We start from the raw sequence: 16,450 nt of genomic DNA, 5'->3' as shown, positions 1-16,450 counted from the left end.
TCTATCTCCACCCCCGGCTCCAGGATCCGGGGGTAATTCATTTCTAGAGTATCCGAATCAGGAGCCTACAGACTAGACATCACTTCTTTAGCAACGGCTAAAGTCTGGTCAATATCTGCTTGAGTATGAGCCAAACAGGTAAACCCGGCCTCAAACTGAGAAGGTGCTAAATAAACACCACGCTCTAACATCCCACGATGGAAGCGACCAAATTTAGCCATATCAGACTTTTTAGCATCTTCATAGTTATGCACAGGGCCAGAGGTGAAGAATAAGCCAAACATGGCACTAATATGACCACCACAAGCTGGGTGACCAGTTGCTTGGGCAATTTCCAGCAACCCATCTGCTAACTTTTGAGTGATTTGATCCAGATAATCATAGGTACCCGGTCTTTGCAACAATTCCAAGGTTTTAATCCCAGCAGTCATTGCTAAAGGATTACCCGACAAAGTTCCCGCCTGATACACAGGTCCTGCTGGAGCTATCATTGACATGATGTCACGGCGACCGCCGTAGGCTCCCACCGGTAACCCCCCACCAATCACCTTACCCAATGTAGTTAAATCGGGTGTGACCCCAAATTTCTCCTGAGCGCCGCCATAGGCGATACGAAACCCTGTCATTACCTCGTCAAATACCAGTAATGCTCCATGCTCCCGGGTGATTTCTCTCAAACCTTCGAGAAAACCAGCATCGGGAGTAATAAAACCAGCATTACCTACTACTGGCTCCAGGATTACCCCAGCAATTTGATTTGGGTTTTCTGCAAACAAGGCTTTGACTGCTTCTAAGTCGTTATAAGGCGCTGTGAGGGTGTTCATGGTAGCTGATTTGGGTACTCCGGGGGAATCGGGTAAACCCAATGTAGCCACACCAGAACCAGCCTTAACTAGAAACATATCGGCGTGACCGTGGTAGCAGCCTTCAAACTTGATGATTTTCTCCCGGTTGGTAAAAGCCCGCATCAGTCGCAGCACCGCCATACAGGCTTCAGTACCAGAATTGACAAATCTCACCATTTCGATGCTAGGAACCGCATCAATTACCATTTCTGCCAGTACATTTTCTAGTACTGAGGGAGCGCCGAAGCTAGTACCTTTTTCTAAGGCTTCATGGAGGGCTGCAATTACTTCTGGATGGGCATGACCACATATGGCTGGTCCCCAAGTTCCTACATAATCAATATATTGGTTGCCATCTACATCCCATATGTATGCGTCTTTCACACGGTCAAATACTATGGGTTGTCCACCTACAGATTTAAAGGCGCGAACTGGAGAACTCACTCCTCCCGGCATTAAGTTTTGAGCAGCAGCAAAGATTTCTTGTGATTTTGTGGTTTTAATTGTGGTATTTACCAAAGCTCTCTCCTAATTGTGGGAATAATTATCACATCAAAGCACCATGAACTGCCGTCAAGATGCAGTCTGCTACAGATAGGAATGTTTTTGTTTAAACGGAGTCATTTTTCCGTCAATCATATCAATGGTATTGTATATTTTCCATTGAAATATACACAACAGAGTTAAAATTGTGATGTTTTCTCATGATCCCCATTCACTACCCCTCTCTATCCCGGTTGAGCAGATTTCCTACGATGAAAGGGGTCTAGTACCGGCAATTATCCAAGATTATTTGGATGGAACTGTGTTAATGATGGCCTGGATGAGTCGGGAGTCTTTACAAAAAACCTTGGAAACTGGGGAAACTTGGTTTTACAGTCCTTCCCGCCAGGAATTATGTCATCAGGGCGCAACTTCTGGACATATTCACAAGGTGGAAACTATCCGTTATGACTGTGATAGTGATGCTTTACTCATTGGAGTACAACAGTTAGGGGATATTTCAGCCCACCCCGGGGAGGGTAGTACAAAGGTCTCTCCCCCTCCCGGTGATACTCTCTCCCAATTATTTCAGGTAATTTGCGATCGCCGTGACCATCCCACACAAACTTCTTACACTTGTAAGTTATTCGCAGGTGGGGACAACAAAATTTTAAAAAAGATTGGCGAGGAAACCGCCGAGGTGGTCATGGCTTTTAAAGATAATCAGGAGGATGCCATTGCTGGGGAGGTAGCAGACCTACTCTACCATACCCTAGTGGCCTTGGCTCATCATCGGGTAGACTTAAAGTCAGTATATCGCAAGTTACAAGAACGTCGCCGCTAGAGCCCCTACTGGATCAAGCAGCAATTTTTTGTAATTCTTATCATTGCGGAAATTTTTCCTCACTTATTCCACAGGATTTCCACAGGTCTTTTAGTAGTTTTCCACAGACCATTGACGAACTTATAGGCGTTTACAGTTTTACTGGGGATTATTGTTTGTGAAGATCCACCCCTGTATATTACTGAGTTTTTGTGAATTTCCGTAACAAAAACTCACCTCAAACCCTTATAGTTACGTTGGTATTTATTTTTGATACCGTGATATGTAACATTTTGCAGCATTGACAAACCCACCCCCTGTTAGCGCACAATGGTGCGACCAGCTTTTTTATAGTCTGTTCCACCATTGACACCAAAAAATCACCTTAGACCTTGGTGTAGATTGTCAAATCAAGACGGAACTATGTAGCAACTTATCTCTCTTGATTGATTTCAGAGAAGGAAAAACCCATGAACGCAACAGTTAGTATCTTGACAGAAATTCCCGAAACACTACATGAATCACTGAAAAATTACTTAGAAAACCACCCTGATTGGGATGAAAAAAGAGTCCTAACCGCTGCTTTATCCCTGTTTATACTCCAAAATAGCACCAGCGATGAACCCGAAGGGCGCGATCGCCATCGCCGCACAGCACGAGTATATTTAGAAACTTTGTTCCATACTTCTTAAGTATAAATGCCCAGTAATTTTCACCAGCAATACTAAAGTGCTGGTAAGTCCCTGGGCAAAAATATTTCTCACTATGTGCAGAAAATGTGATTTACGGCTGAGGAGATGATAAAATTCCTAAACCATTTGATGATCATGAGGATTTGACTTTTGCTATTGTTGACTTCTCCCTTGGTTGAAACACAAGGGATTATAAACTGATGTTGCTACGCGGTCTGAAGACACGCTATGCAACGTTTACGATATGATTTATTTAACCTAATAAACAAGTCATATCGTTGTGGCACAGTCAAAGATGCCCTACCCACCTCGGCTAAACATAAACCTAGCTGTGTGGTTACTTTTCTTAAAATATTTGCTGCAGCTTGAGCATCTGCGGAGATTAATAATCCTTTGGCAGATTGGTATAATCCACGCTTGACCCTTTTACCTGACGGTTTCCATCCTGCGGGTTTTTCACCATGCGTGTAGAGGCTATCGTCATCCAGGTAAGACGCTTTTGATGTATACGCTTCTTCCGTTAATGTCACAATAATTCCATATTCATTAGCCAATTCCTTTAATCTTTGAATCAATCTCCCTGTGGGGATGGGGACAAAATTTTGATTATTTACCTTACCTAAATTAGCATTAACTTTTTGTCCTTGATTCCATCCAATAACTATATTTCCTATCTGGTCATTCAGACATCTGTTAACAATGAATCTAGCTGCTTTGTTAATGGCATCTCGCATCTGGTTATTGCGTTTGCGTTGAATGCGGTCAAGGTTAGCATCCCAATAAAAATCAGACTTACCTTGCTTATATCCCTCTTCTGTCACTTTCCGAAATAAACAAGCAGTAAATACAATAAATTATGCAGAAGAATAAAAGGGTTTTAATCCATTCATAACACTAATGAGTTGGTTAAACCCAAGCAGCAAATTGGAATTGGGAAAAACATCAAGCCAGGGATAAATCAACCAAAAAAGTAAAAATGGTTGGACAATTAATCGCAGATTATTGAGAGTATTCTTCCATCCGGTTTGATGATTCCATTGCTGATGCACAGAGAAATCAACTGCACTGATTTCTAGTATGTTAGGTGCAAGCTGATGAGATTGATTTAGGGATAAAAACGCTGGAGAGTTTAAACTAATCATTGTGTAAACACACAAAATAATTTCCCACCATTTCTCAATATGCTGAAAATCAGTAAACCGATAATCTGTCCAACCTAATTCCTGTTTACACTGACGAAAGGCATATTCTACCCATGTTCTTAATCCATAAAAGTCGCCTAAAATTTTCTTGAGATTTCCTTGAAGATTGGTCATGACAAAAGAAGTAGAATTCTCTGGCATTGTTTCTGGATCTGTGGTTAATTCCCAGTAAGTTATCTCCTTTCTCTTACCATAAATTATTTCGCGGATATATCTATTCTCTGATTTTTGGTTACTAAATGTTCTGGTAAATTTACACCACTTATTCGCCCTAACCTTCTGATTGCCAGGCAACCATACTGCATGATTACTTCTAATTGCTACGACATAAGCTAAGTTATATGCTGCTAATTTTCTTATAAATTGACTACTCTCACCATATAAACTGTCTGCCAATACTAATTCAATAGTAAAGCCGAACTCAATTAATTCTGTAATTATTTCTGTCGCTAATTCTATCTTGGTCTTATATGTATCTTCTGCTCTTAGTGTCTTTTGCGGTTTGAATACTTTGAACAGTAGCGGAAATGTTATGTTATCGTACACTCCATAGGCATTGACTGAAACTATCCCTCTATCTATTTTCCCCACACTTCCTAAATATTGTCTGGCTACGTAATCAGTCTTGTTACCTTTTTTCCTGTCTCCTGTTTCATCAATGACTACGGTAATTGCTTTTCCATTTAATGCTCTCTTTATTTTATCTAATCTTTTGTTTCTTACTTTCTCTACTGACCAGTCTGAATTAGCAATAAAATGATGTAATGATTGGGCTGAGTTTATGCTTACTACTTTCGCTATCTCTGGTAAGGATTTCCTTTTGAGCGTTGAGATGATTCCCAAATGTAAATATTTGAAGCACTCATAATTTCTTACTTCTTTAAATATGTCTCTGTACTCTTCACAATATTCATCTATGACTCCCACTGTTGGGTGGGCCTCTCGACGTAAATGTTTGAGTATTTGTAATTCTACATCCATTGCTCTACCTACCTTGTAGAGTTTTTTCTTTTAACTATTATATTCTTTATTCTCGGAAAGTGACAGAAGAGGGATATAGCAACCGCCAAGGTGGTTAGGACATAAACAGAAGATAAAACCATTGAACTTGAAGCGTTTCAAGGCTTCCCCCTGCCCCCTGCCCCCTGCCCCCTGCTATATTTGGCAACTAAACGGCAATAACCTTGATTCATTGATTTGAGTTTCTTACCATCAATGATTAAACTTTTGCCAAGAGTAGAAACACCTGTTAACCAATTAGTCCCTCCGTGGTCAAATCCCCATGCTTGGGAGTAATCAAGATGTGGGTTGTTTTCAATTGGTTGCTTACCATCATCAATTACCCAGTCAATCCAGAAAAGACCATAATAAGGACGAACTGTTACTTCCTTTACCCAATCGGAATCAATAAAATCAGGCAAGGTTAGTTTGATATCTGTGATTAATTCTGGTTTGGTTTCTTTACTTATTGATGGCTTGAAATAACCATCTTTAAAAGTAAGTGCTTGTCTTGGGAATGTTACTCCCGCTAATCCTCCTTTTTTACGATACTTAGGTAATGAGGGTCTATCAAGCTCTCCGTTGTAATAAGCTTTAACCAATCCGTTGTAACTGGTTATTGCTTCACCAACTAGCTTTAAGGTTTGTTGTGCTGCTTGTGCGGCTAAACCTTTGTAATGGGGGTTATCTTTAAGAGTTTTATCTAATTCCGGGTAAGTTGTTTGGCAATAATAAGTTTTCCATCCACTACGCAATTCGTCGCCAGACCAATAAGTTGTCAAAGCATTATCCATGCTTTCTAGTCGTGCGTAATGACTTTGACGAGTATAGTAAATCGCACAATTTATTAAGCTATTCGAGTGTTGGCATTGGTCAACCCAAAAAGCTTTTTCTTCATCAGTGAATCTAGCTCTGATTGGAATTGTTCTGTACAATCTTTACTCACCTCCTAAACAGGAGGATAGTTGAAACAACATTTAAAGTCAACAGCACATAATGGCTAAGTTATCAAAAGAAGATTATGAGTACAGATGAACCGAAAACTCTGTATCATCAATCAACTACCACTTTGTTTTTGTACCAAAGCGTAGAAGACCAGTATTAATTAAAGATGTTGCTACACGATTACAAGAAATTATTTTTGACTTAGTTACTGAACATGGATGGAAATTAATTGCACTTGAAGTTCAACCAGACCATGTTCACTTTTTTATTAATGCGCCGACCCATGAATCCCCAGCAGATATTGCTAGATGGGTTAAAGGTAGAGCATCAAATTACTTAAGAAAAGAATTTCCACAATTAAAAAAGCTACCTTCTTTGTGGACGCCAACCTACTTTGTTGCGACAACTGGACAAGTAAGCACTGAGGTAGTTAAAAAATATATTGAAAACCAGCGTGGGAAATGAGCAAACGGGGGGATAAATCCCCTTGAGTCGGGTTTCATCACCCTCGCTGAAGCGGAGGGGTTCTCACCCTTCCACTATATTTTCGATAGGCAAGGCAAGCCTGCCCCATCAATGGATGTTGAATACAACTGGAAAGCAATAGGATGGGGCTAGATCAGCTCAATCTTTGTATCTTCAGTAAGTGAGTGGTAAAACTGAGTATTTAGTCATCACCAGTCAAATGAATTACCAAATGATCCCAAGACAGACAAAACACAGTTAATTGGTAGCTACGTACTTAGTTGCTGAATCAGGAGTGAGGTTCCCACTGGGGGGAATGAGTAGGACATTCAAACTTATACCCGACGCCGCGTACAGTTTGAATGAGTGCGGGTTGACTAGCATCGATTTCAATTTTCTTGCGAATTTGACCAATGTGTACATCCACAACTCTTTGGTCGCCAACATATTCATAATCCCACACCTCTTGAATCAGTTCCGCACGTCGCCAGACTCTACCGGGATGGCTAGCTAAAAAATGTAACAAGTCAAATTCTAGAGCCGTTAAGGGTATTGCTTGGTTGTTAAATGCCACTTCTCTTCGTGCCGGATCAATCATTAACTTTTCAAATACTAGACGTTTTTGTTCAGCAGTGGTCACAACTCGCTGGCGTCTGAGAATTGCTGCTACTCTGACTTCTAGCTCTCCTAGTCCAAAGGGCTTAGTGAGATAGTCATCAGCACCTTTAGAAAAGCCGCGAATTTTGTCGGCTTCGTCGGCGCGGCTAGTCAGCATCAACACAAAAACACCGCTACGACTTTGCATTTCCTGGCAGAGGTTAAACCCAATGACATCTGGTAAATTTACGTCTAAAATTACCAAATCTGGGTTAAATTGCTCAAATAGCGTTAAGGCTGTTTTACCATCCTCCGCCGCCTCCACCTGATAGGTCTGCTTAATCAAAAAGCGTTGGATTAAATTTCTGACCGCAGGGTCGTCATCAACTACAAGAATTTTGGCGGGAGCCATGACCATCACTTTGCACAAAAATTCCTAAGATTAACACAGACAGAGGATTGCGTAAAAACGCAGTTTCCAGTTTAGGGGTTATTTAAGACTCTACAGAGGTAAGGAATACATTTCCTGATCATCCACAAGAAAATCATTGTGTCATCAGGATTTCCGGAAAATGCAACTCAGAGAATTTTCTTAGTTACACATATAGTTCAATACAAGTATTGTAATTATCCAGATTCATGTGTCCTAGATCCTGGCAATATTCCTCATAGCAGTTCCTTTACCTAGTAGAATTGGGTTTCCCAGTCGAATCGGGATTTAAAACTTTTCAATTCTAAATCCAGATGCAGATACATACCACAAGCTCTTGTGAGGCTAAGTACTAAAAATTTCTCAAAAATGCCCTTAATTGCTCAATTTAGACAGAAAAAAATTAATTTTTTCTAAAAAAAAGCCTTGGGATCACCTCTAGTTCAGATTATAGAGTAAATAATTCATTTACCCAAGGCATGAGGTGAGCTAGTCCTAAGCTGACTATTTTATAGACAAAACTATACTTATGTTGAGAAGCATTGACATAAGTGAGTTAAGAAAATCGCCCACTTGATATATAATCCTAGGATATCAAGTATTGAATTAAGACTATTGCCAACGCGAAAACCAAGCAATGATAGCGGTAGTCTTTCTTGTAAATCTTAACTTGAGAAATATCGCGTCTGGCTAAGGCGTGCAAGTCTACACCAGGGATAACCGCTCCCATGCTCCCGTTGAAGTAGAAAGTAAAGTCTAGCTTTGTCTAGGTTTTATATAGCAGACACTGTATTTAGAGCAATGTGTTAAAGTTGATGTAGTGACAAATTTGCACTCAGCCTAACTAACTCATGGTACTATCCTTGTAAGGTGTGAAAATGGGTGAAAAGGTTGGTAGGGTTCAAGATAAAACCTAAAATTGTTCTTCCAAAAATTCAAAGATTGCCCCTGACTAAGGCTAAAGAAAGTATAAACTCCCATGAGCGATCAAAATCCCTACGAGAAACTTGGAGTGTCTGAAGATGCTAGCTTCGATGAAATTCAGGATGCTCGTAATCGCCAATTGGAGCAATACAATGGCGATGCTAAGAACATAGAACTCATTGAAATAGCTTACGATGCAATTCTCATGGACCGCCTCCGGATGCGCCAAGAAGGTAAAATTAAGGTACCTGAACGCATCAGGTTCCCAGAATTGCGCGTAGAATTGGCTAAGGAAAGTCCCACCCCCCCTACTCAGTCCCCAGCGTGGCTACAGGGAATGCGGGATCAACCTTCCCCTACGGATATACTGTCACCCGGAGCTTGGTATTTGGGTTTAATCACTATTAGTGTGTTGACCCAATCCCCAGGCGGTCAGGTTTTACAATTGGCTTTAGTCCTAGGTGTAGGAGTCAGTATTTACTTCCTCAAACGCAAGGAAAACAAGTTTGGTAGAGCCGTTTTATTGACTTTGGTAGGTTTAATTGTCGGTTTAATCACCGGTGGGCTAATTGCTAACTGGCTGTTACCGCAGATCAATTTAGGACAGCTCACCCCTGACCAGTTCTCTACAGTATTTACATTTGTCCTGTTATGGCTAATTAGCAGTTTTCTGCGTTAAAATTAGACAATTGTGGTGATCATGGTCATGTGTACAGCAGGAATCTCCTACCCAGCAGCCAGCTGGGTGGAGGTGTTAATCAGCATATTCTTGTTAAGATAAGTTAAGATAATTTAAGATAAGTTAAGATGACCTCATTTCTGCCAGTCCAGATTCTAAGATGATTTTGACCGCTGTTCTCAAGTCCTCGACAATTAAATCTGGCTGGTACATTTCTAATTGAGTGCGATCGCGAATACCAGACTCCACAGCTATCACCTTAATCCCGAATTTTTTCGCCGCAGTAATATCTGCTTCTGTATCCCCAACCATCCAAGTATCACATACGGTTGGTAGTTCCCTTAATGCCCGTTCCATTAACAAGGGTTTATCTTCAATGTCAGTAGTTTTAATATAGTCGTTGCTCAGGCAATAACGGCGATTTTCGGGGAAAAAATTACCTAAGTTATATTTTTGCAGCGCATAATCTAGCTCCCGGACTCGGCGCATGGTCATCACAGCTAAATCAATCCCCGCCTGCTGCACTTTTAACAGTGTGTCTACAGCACCGGGAATCAGATTGTCATACTCAAAATAGCCCTCTGTATGTACAGTTTGGCGTCGCAACTGGGCAAATTCTTGGGCTTGGATGGTATCTAAACCAGATTTTAAAGCAATTTGTCTTTCAGAGACACGCGATCGCTTCAGTTGCCAAAATTCAGCCCGGGAAAGTTCTTGTACAGATTGTTGGGGATACCGGATCTTCTGCAAGCAAAATTGATAAACACGGTAATACCGTTGAGAAACGTCCATAATCGGGCCGTCGAAGTCAGTAATTAATCTCAGCATTGGCAGAAAATATTAATTTTTATGACATTATCTCATTAATTATTGCAACGTGCCCCGTTTGATTTGCTCACCTTCTATGGCCTGAAATAAAGCCCGAAAATTACCTTCCCCAAAACCTTGAGCCTGAGCACGGCGCTCGATAAACTCAAAGAAAAAAGTCGGTTGGGCAAAAATAGGCTGAGTAAAGATTTGTAGTAATACTGCATCTTGGCAATCTTCTGACCAATCAGCCAAAATTTCTTGCTCGGCGATCGCCGCCAGTTCTACCTTAGACAAGGGACATCCCCGGCGCTGTTGAATTTCTGAGTAGTAGGTTTGGGGAACCGAAAGTAAAGATAGACCACGGGCGCGAAATTCGGCGATAGTACTAATGAGATTAGGTGTCCCCAGGGCGATGTGTTGAATTCCAGGACCGCGATTAACATCCAGAAACTCTTGAATTTGGGAATTAGCAGAAGCTGGTTCATTAATCGGTAGTTGTACCTTACCATTACGGGAAACCATAACTTGGCTATATAAAGCAGAGCGCTGGGTTTGAATTTTAAAGCTTTGCTGGGGTTGAAAATCCAGCACTTTTTCGTACCAAGCCACCGCCGACTCTAATTCACCGGCTGCCACATTCAAAACTATATGATCTATGGCAGTAAAAGTATAATCTGTTGTGGGCTGTAGATCATCTGCCAAGGTAGAAATCAACGTATGAGTTAACCCACCCCAGGCGGCAATCTTACCACACTGACGGTAAACACCGGCAAACTGGCGTGTGTGGATGGGTTGAATGACTCTAGCTCCCGATCTTTGAGCTTGTGCGATCGCCTGGTCTACATCTTCCACAGCAAAAGCCACATCTACCACACCAGGGGGATGTTCACGGAGAAACTCCGCGACCGGACTTGTAGGTAATAAAGCTGAAGACAACAAAAAGCAAACAATACCATTGCTCACCACTTCCGTACAGGTGTGAACAGAACTCATGTTACTAACTACTGCTGTAAACCCCAGGTGGTTTACAAACCAATCCCGCCAGACTTTGGCATTTTCTACATAGAAATGAACGTGATCGATATTCATAAATCCTGAGAATCCAGCACAACAGCTTACCTATCTGTAATTTTGGTCTTTTTTGCTAGATTATCAATTCTTTCCTCATTGATCATTATTTTAAATGTTCCCAGCCCCCAGCAGTCCCAGGAAAACATCACAAAAGTTTGAGCGATCGCCTGTTCACCTCCAGATCAGGTTATGATCAACTATTGTGGAATCTCCGTGCATAACCTACCATCTATGACTGCTGCTGAATCTCAGACCCAACTAACGGAACCCCATAACTCTACTGCGCCTCTGGTTGATACCAAATTAGCAGACCGTAGCCAGCTGAGTAAGATGTACCAGCACTATGTAGAAATGAAGGATAAATATCCTCATGCTTTGCTGCTGTATCGGGTAGGAGATTTTTTTGAAACCTTCTTTCAAGACGCTGTTACAGTCTCCAGAGAATTGGAACTGGTCCTCACGAGTAAACATGGTGGCGAAGCTGGTCGCGTCGCCATGACTGGTGTACCCCATCACGCCTGGGAACGCTACACCACCCAGTTAGTTGAAAAAGGCTATGCAGTTGTAATTTGCGACCAAGTAGAAGACGCCTCAGAAGCAGTGGGTTTAGTGAAGCGTGAAGTTACCCGTATTCTCACACCGGGAACCTTGCTAGAAGAGGGGATGTTAAAAACAAGTCGCAATAATTACTTAGCGGCTGTGGTAATTGCGGGCAATCATTGGGGTTTAGCCCATGCAGATATCTCTACAGGGGAATTTCTTACAACTCAAGGAAGTGATTTAGAACACCTCACCCAGGAATTAATGCGGTTGCAACCGGCGGAGGTAGTGGTTCCCACTAACGCCCCGGATTTAGGTAGCTTGTTGCGTCCGGGAGAAACTTCGCCTCATCTTCCCCAATGCTTACCACCATCGTTTTGTTATAGCCTGCGATCGCAGACTCCCTTTACCCAAGGGGAAGCGAGAGCCAAATTATTGGAGAAATTTAACCTGCGATCGCTCGAAGGATTAGGTTGTGATCATCTTCCTTTAGCCGTCCGATCTGCTGGGGGTCTGGTGGAATATGTGGAAGATATGCAAAAAGCCAACCCTGTTACCCTGCAAAAGTTACGCACTTATACCATCACTGACTATTTAATTCTAGACCATCAAACCCGTCGTAACCTAGAAATTACCCAAACAGTGCGGGACGGTATATTTCACGGTTCCCTACTATGGTCTTTGGATAGAACTAGCACATCCATGGGGGGGCGGGCTTTGCGGCGGTGGTTATTACAACCACTACTTGATATTAAAGGTATTCGGGCGCGACAAGACACCATCCAAGAATTGATGGAAGATACCCCCCTGCGTCAAAATATGCGGCAATTGTTACGGCAAATTTACGACTTAGAAAGGCTCACAGGTAGGGCTGCTTCAGGAACAGCTAACGCTAAGGATTTAGTAGCTTTAGCCGATTCCCTCTCACGCTTACCCCAATTAGCTCACCTGGTGGCTGATACCCAATCGCCTTTTCTCAAAGCTTTACAGAAAGTCCCCGATGTCCTGGGAGAATTAGCACAAAAACTACACGCCCATATAGTAGAATCACCACCCATACATCTGAAAGAAGGGGGGTTAATTCGTCCGGGGATAAATCCCCAATTGGATGAGAGAAAAGCTACAGTAGAATCGGATCAACAATGGATTGCTAATTTAGAAGTTGAGGAACGGGCAAAAACTGGAATCCCCACATTAAAGGTGGGATTTAATAAAACCTTTGGTTATTATCTTAGTGTTCCCCGGTCTAAATCTGACCAAGTACCTGATAATTATATCCGTAAGCAAACCCTCACCAACGAGGAACGTTACATCACCCCAGACCTGAAGGAACGGGAAGCGCGCATCCTCACAGCGCGGGATGATTTAAACCAGTTAGAATATGAGATTTTTGTCGAGTTGCGCCAAGAAGTGGGAGAACAAGGGGAGGTAATTCGCAATATTTCCCGTGCTGTAGCTGCAGCGGATGTGTTATGTGGTTTGGCTGAGTTAGCTGTACAGCAAGGTTACTGTCGTCCAGAGATGATTTCCGGACGGGAGATGATGATTGTGGATGGTCGTCATCCCGTAGTCGAACAGTCTTTACCCGCAGGGTTTTTTGTCCCCAACTCCACCCACTTGGGAAGGGAACAGACCAAGCACCCAGAGGAAAAACCAGATTTAGTGATTCTCACCGGACCAAATGCTAGTGGGAAAAGTTGTTATTTGCGTCAAGTGGGGTTAATTCAGTTAATGGCGCAAATTGGGAGTTTTGTCCCAGGGACATGGGCCAAGTTGGGAGTATGCGATCGCATTTTTACCCGTGTGGGTGCGGTGGATGATTTAGCCACTGGTCAATCTACTTTTATGGTAGAAATGAACGAAACCGCCAATATTCTCAATCATGCCACAGCGCGATCGCTGGTATTATTAGATGAGATTGGGCGAGGAACAGCAACTTTTGACGGTCTTTCGATTGCTTGGGCGGTTGCGGAGTATATAGCTACGGAAATTCGGGCGCGGACAATTTTTGCTACTCACTATCATGAGTTAAATGAATTGGCTAGTATTCTCCCCAATGTGGCTAATTATCAAGTCACCGTCAAGGAGTTACCCGACCAAATTGTTTTTTTACATCAAGTTCAGCCAGGAGGGGCGGATAAGTCCTATGGTATTGAAGCTGGACGTTTAGCGGGTTTACCAGATGTAGTCATTCAAAGGGCGAAACAAGTTATGGGGCAAATTGAGAAACACAGTAAGATTGCTATGGGGTTGCAAAATATGGAATAAGCTGCTTAAGGCTGCTTAATTTAAAAATTATCACCTACCTCTCCCCCGTTCTATATCCTCAATTACCTGTTGTAAATACCATTCATCGGACATCCCCGGTAGGTACTCCCGTTTATCATCAATTAGTCTTTGGGCGATTTCCCAATGTCCCCCCACCAGTCGCAACAGTCGCTGACGCAGTAAATTATACTTTTGCTGTTTCGACTCCGGTCTAGATGTCTGGACTTGTTGTAACCTCTCTAATACTTGATGATAATTGTCCCAATCTTCCTGTTCACAGAAAATACTCGCTGCTTGTTGATAATCTGCAACTGCGTTTTGCATTTCTTCTAAGCAAGCATGGGAAATACCGCGATGATAGTAAGCTAGTGCATAATGGGGATGAATTTGTAATGCCTGGCTGTAATCTTGAATAGCATCCAGATAATTCCCAGATAATCGATAGGCGTTACCCCTAGCAACATATATTAAAGCATCTTGGGGTTGGATTTTCAAAGCTTGATTAAAATCCCCTATGGCCCCTTGATTGTCTCCCAACAGTAACCGGGCTTTACCTCGGTTGCGATAAACTATGGCATCTGTGAAGTTTAATTGTATAGCTTGGTTCAAGTCAGCGATCGCTTCTCGATAATTGCCCATTTTACACCTGACCACCCCCCGACAACAATAAGCTTGAGCATCTTGGGGGTCAGCTTGTAATATCCAGTTTAAATCAGCGATCGCCTCAGTGGTATCTCCCTTTTCGGCTTTTTCTAATAACTGGATCAAATATCCGTTGATTGATAAGTCTAATATTTTTTGGGCATCAGCGTTAGTATAATTACTTGAGGTTACATCTGGTTTTGGTTTTGGTTGTAACTGTTTAATTTTTTCCATACACAGCCGACAGCTAGCGGTGTCTTTTTGTGCTAAATATAATTCAGCGGCTTTTTTAAAGTTAGCGATCGCATCTTGAATAAAACCTTGCTTGCGCCGTATTGTTCCCCGCAATTGATAAGCAGGTGCATAATTGACATTGAGGCGAATCGCCTGATCTACATCTTCCAGCGACCCCGGTAAGTTTTTCAGTGCTACCCTAGCCAATCCCCGACAGTAATACCCCTCCATACCCCCAGGATTCAACAGGATACATTCAGTATAATCAGAAACTGCTTGATGAATCGCACCTAAATTATAATAAGCCAGACCCCGGTGTAAAAACCCATCCGCAAAATCAGGTGTCCATTGTAAACAACTAGTAAATTCCTCAATAGCACCAGAGTAGTCTTTTTCCTCAGCCCTTTTTAGTCCCCGGTGATAAAACTCATTACTCATAAATCACCTAACCAGATAAACATTCCACTTATATGTTAAATATGAAATCAACCTGTTGCATAATTCCATCAGCAGTTAATCATTGTATATTACTTAACAGTAAACAGATTTGATCATGATTGACTGGCTTTACCGCTATCCACCTTTATATTCAGGAACACTACTAAAGCGCTACAAGCGCTTTTTTGCGGACATTCAACTTGACTCCGGGGAAATAGTCACCGCACACTGTCCCAACACAGGGCCAATGACAGGAGTTTCCACCACCGGGAGTAAAGTACAACTTTCTCAAAGTGATAACCCCAAGCGCAAATTAGCTTACACCTTAGAATTGATTCAGGTACATGATACTGAACCCACCTGGGTAGGAGTAAATACAGCCTTACCCAATCGTATAGTTAAACTAGCCTTAGAAAAACATCTATTCCCCCAACTAGGAGATTATAGCCAAATTAAAAGCGAAGTAGTGTATGGACAAGATAAAAAAAGCCGGGTAGATTTCTACCTCACAGGTAAAGACCCAGAACCGCCAATTTATTTAGAGGTCAAAAACACAACCTGGTCCCAAAGTACCAGAGCAATATTTCCTGACACCGAAACCACCAGAGGACAAAAACACTTACGGGAACTAACAGCACTCCTCCCCCAAACCCGTGCAGTCATGTTGTACTTCATCAACCGGGGGGACTGTACAGAATTTGCCCCGGGGGATGTAACAGACCCCATATATGGTAAACTGCTTAGGGAAGGCATAGCCCAGGGTTTAGAAGTATTACCCTGTCGTTTTGATATCTTACCAGAAGGCGTACGCTACCTAGGTTTAGCAAAACTGAGCATTTAACTAACTTTGCGTCCCTCTGCGTTGAAAAAATGATCATTATTATCATGGGTGTATCCGGTTCCGGTAAAAGCACCATTGGTAAACTACTCGCCGATGCCTTAAACTGGGAATTTCAAGATGCGGATAATTTCCACTCCACAGCGAACATTGAGAAAATGCGCCTGGGTATCCCCCTCAATGATACCGATAGAAAGCCTTGGTTGAAAGACTTGCAAACAGCGATCGCTGTGTGGTTAGAACAAAATACTAATGTAGTCTTAGCCTGTTCGGCGCTGAAAGCAGACTATCGCCAATATTTAGTATTAGATAGCGATCGCATTCAACTAGTTTACCTCCAAGGCAGTTTAAACTTACTACAGCAAAGGCTCCTAGGGCGTCAAAATCATTTTATGTCCGAAAAACTTCTCAACAGTCAGTTAGAGACTCTAGAAGAGCCTGATGACGCTATCTGTGTAGATATTTCTGAACCACCCCAATTAATTGTCGAGAACCTGAAAACAGTCATTGGGCTTTAGGTAATTT

General features: G+C 42.2%; 13 protein-coding genes and 2 pseudogenes. 7 read left to right on the top strand and 8 right to left on the bottom strand.

The window, feature by feature from the left end; all coding sequences use genetic code 11:
• Positions 1 to 65 precede the first annotated feature (65 nt).
• Positions 66 to 1,364 carry a glutamate-1-semialdehyde 2,1-aminomutase gene (hemL, locus tag IM676_RS17800; RefSeq protein ID WP_200988111.1) on the bottom strand — a complete coding sequence of 433 codons (1,299 nt, stop codon included), beginning with the start codon at positions 1,362 to 1,364 and terminating at the stop codon, positions 66 to 68.
• Positions 1,365 to 1,539: 175 nt separating this feature from the next.
• On the opposite strand from hemL, the gene hisIE reads away from it, so the two are divergent.
• Positions 1,540 to 2,172: a bifunctional phosphoribosyl-AMP cyclohydrolase/phosphoribosyl-ATP diphosphatase HisIE gene (gene hisIE, locus IM676_RS17795; RefSeq protein WP_200990266.1), complete on the top strand. Its 633-nt coding sequence runs from the start codon at positions 1,540 to 1,542 to the stop codon at positions 2,170 to 2,172.
• Between the two features lie 449 nt (positions 2,173 to 2,621).
• Positions 2,622 to 2,843, top strand: a complete 222-nt coding sequence (locus IM676_RS17790; RefSeq protein ID WP_200988110.1) for a DUF2811 domain-containing protein — start codon at positions 2,622 to 2,624, stop codon at positions 2,841 to 2,843.
• 206 nt (positions 2,844 to 3,049) lie between these two features.
• Here the strand turns inward: IM676_RS17790 and IM676_RS17785 are convergent, their stop codons facing one another.
• The 3 genes and pseudogenes from IM676_RS17785 to IM676_RS17775 form a co-directional block, all read right to left on the bottom strand.
• Positions 3,050 to 3,664, bottom strand: coding sequence for an IS200/IS605 family accessory protein TnpB-related protein (locus IM676_RS17785; protein ID WP_225880394.1), 615 nt, complete (start codon positions 3,662 to 3,664; stop codon positions 3,050 to 3,052).
• A gap of 33 nt (positions 3,665 to 3,697) precedes the next feature.
• Positions 3,698 to 5,026: an IS701 family transposase gene (locus IM676_RS17780; protein WP_200987119.1), complete on the bottom strand. Its 1,329-nt coding sequence runs from the start codon at positions 5,024 to 5,026 to the stop codon at positions 3,698 to 3,700.
• 164 nt (positions 5,027 to 5,190) lie between these two features.
• Positions 5,191 to 5,979, bottom strand: a pseudogene (locus IM676_RS17775) (RNA-guided endonuclease InsQ/TnpB family protein); the annotation flags it as partial.
• 61 nt (positions 5,980 to 6,040) lie between these two features.
• On the opposite strand from IM676_RS17775, the pseudogene tnpA reads away from it, so the two are divergent.
• Positions 6,041 to 6,454, top strand: a pseudogene (tnpA, locus tag IM676_RS17770) (IS200/IS605 family transposase).
• A 289-nt stretch (positions 6,455 to 6,743) separates the two neighbouring features.
• On the opposite strand, the gene IM676_RS17765 reads toward tnpA, so the two are convergent.
• Positions 6,744 to 7,463 carry a response regulator transcription factor gene (locus IM676_RS17765; protein ID WP_200988109.1) on the bottom strand — a complete coding sequence of 240 codons (720 nt, stop codon included), beginning with the start codon at positions 7,461 to 7,463 and terminating at the stop codon, positions 6,744 to 6,746.
• A 997-nt stretch (positions 7,464 to 8,460) separates the two neighbouring features.
• Between IM676_RS17765 and IM676_RS17760 the strand changes: the two genes are divergently transcribed.
• Positions 8,461 to 9,084 carry a CPP1-like family protein gene (locus IM676_RS17760; protein ID WP_200988108.1) on the top strand — a complete coding sequence of 208 codons (624 nt, stop codon included), beginning with the start codon at positions 8,461 to 8,463 and terminating at the stop codon, positions 9,082 to 9,084.
• 123 nt (positions 9,085 to 9,207) lie between these two features.
• On the opposite strand, the gene IM676_RS17755 is transcribed toward IM676_RS17760, so the two are convergent.
• Together IM676_RS17755 and hppD are read right to left on the bottom strand one after the other, a co-directional pair.
• Complete coding sequence (locus IM676_RS17755; protein WP_200988107.1) at positions 9,208 to 9,912, bottom strand: HAD family hydrolase; 705 nt, start codon at positions 9,910 to 9,912, stop codon at positions 9,208 to 9,210.
• A 39-nt stretch (positions 9,913 to 9,951) separates the two neighbouring features.
• Positions 9,952 to 10,983, bottom strand: coding sequence for a 4-hydroxyphenylpyruvate dioxygenase (gene hppD / locus IM676_RS17750; protein ID WP_200988106.1), 1,032 nt, complete (start codon positions 10,981 to 10,983; stop codon positions 9,952 to 9,954).
• Between the two features lie 213 nt (positions 10,984 to 11,196).
• Between hppD and mutS the strand changes: the two genes are divergently transcribed.
• Positions 11,197 to 13,773 carry a DNA mismatch repair protein MutS gene (gene mutS, locus IM676_RS17745; RefSeq protein ID WP_200988105.1) on the top strand — a complete coding sequence of 859 codons (2,577 nt, stop codon included), beginning with the start codon at positions 11,197 to 11,199 and terminating at the stop codon, positions 13,771 to 13,773.
• Between the two features lie 30 nt (positions 13,774 to 13,803).
• Here mutS and IM676_RS17740 read toward each other — a convergent pair whose 3' ends face one another.
• On the bottom strand, positions 13,804 to 15,087 hold the full coding sequence (locus tag IM676_RS17740) for a tetratricopeptide repeat protein (RefSeq protein WP_200988104.1): 1,284 nt from the start codon (positions 15,085 to 15,087) through the stop codon (positions 13,804 to 13,806).
• Positions 15,088 to 15,202: 115 nt separating this feature from the next.
• Here IM676_RS17740 and sfsA point away from each other — a divergent pair, with 115 nt between their 5' ends.
• Positions 15,203 to 15,928 carry a DNA/RNA nuclease SfsA gene (gene sfsA / locus IM676_RS17735; RefSeq protein ID WP_200988103.1) on the top strand — a complete coding sequence of 242 codons (726 nt, stop codon included), beginning with the start codon at positions 15,203 to 15,205 and terminating at the stop codon, positions 15,926 to 15,928.
• 29 nt (positions 15,929 to 15,957) lie between these two features.
• Entirely contained in the window at positions 15,958 to 16,443 is a 486-nt protein-coding gene (locus tag IM676_RS17730; RefSeq protein WP_200988102.1) for a gluconokinase, read from the top strand.
• The last annotated feature ends 7 nt before the right edge of the window (positions 16,444 to 16,450 follow it).

It is taken from the genome of Anabaenopsis elenkinii CCIBt3563, from assembly GCF_015245355.1.
Classification (GTDB): Bacteria; Cyanobacteriota; Cyanobacteriia; order Cyanobacteriales; family Nostocaceae; genus Anabaenopsis; species Anabaenopsis elenkinii.
The sequence above is the reverse complement of the archived record's forward strand: the minus strand, read 5'-3'. Positions and strand labels throughout refer to the sequence as shown.

What these genes read in the sequence shown, in the direction of transcription:
- IM676_RS17760 (WP_200988108.1), top strand. Translation starts at nt 8,461, where the DNA reads ATGAGCGATCAAAATCCCTACGAGAAACTTGGAGTGTCTGAAGATGCT.
- hisIE (WP_200990266.1), top strand. Translation starts at nt 1,540, where the DNA reads ATGTTTTCTCATGATCCCCATTCACTACCCCTCTCTATCCCGGTTGAG.
- IM676_RS17790 (WP_200988110.1), top strand. Translation starts at nt 2,622, where the DNA reads ATGAACGCAACAGTTAGTATCTTGACAGAAATTCCCGAAACACTACAT.
- hppD (WP_200988106.1), bottom strand. Translation starts at nt 10,983, where the DNA reads ATGAATATCGATCACGTTCATTTCTATGTAGAAAATGCCAAAGTCTGG.
- IM676_RS17730 (WP_200988102.1), top strand. Translation starts at nt 15,958, where the DNA reads ATGATCATTATTATCATGGGTGTATCCGGTTCCGGTAAAAGCACCATT.
- sfsA (WP_200988103.1), top strand. Translation starts at nt 15,203, where the DNA reads ATGATTGACTGGCTTTACCGCTATCCACCTTTATATTCAGGAACACTA.
- mutS (WP_200988105.1), top strand. Translation starts at nt 11,197, where the DNA reads ATGACTGCTGCTGAATCTCAGACCCAACTAACGGAACCCCATAACTCT.
- IM676_RS17740 (WP_200988104.1), bottom strand. Translation starts at nt 15,087, where the DNA reads ATGAGTAATGAGTTTTATCACCGGGGACTAAAAAGGGCTGAGGAAAAA.
- IM676_RS17755 (WP_200988107.1), bottom strand. Translation starts at nt 9,912, where the DNA reads ATGCTGAGATTAATTACTGACTTCGACGGCCCGATTATGGACGTTTCT.
- IM676_RS17780 (WP_200987119.1), bottom strand. Translation starts at nt 5,026, where the DNA reads ATGGATGTAGAATTACAAATACTCAAACATTTACGTCGAGAGGCCCAC.
- IM676_RS17765 (WP_200988109.1), bottom strand. Translation starts at nt 7,463, where the DNA reads ATGGCTCCCGCCAAAATTCTTGTAGTTGATGACGACCCTGCGGTCAGA.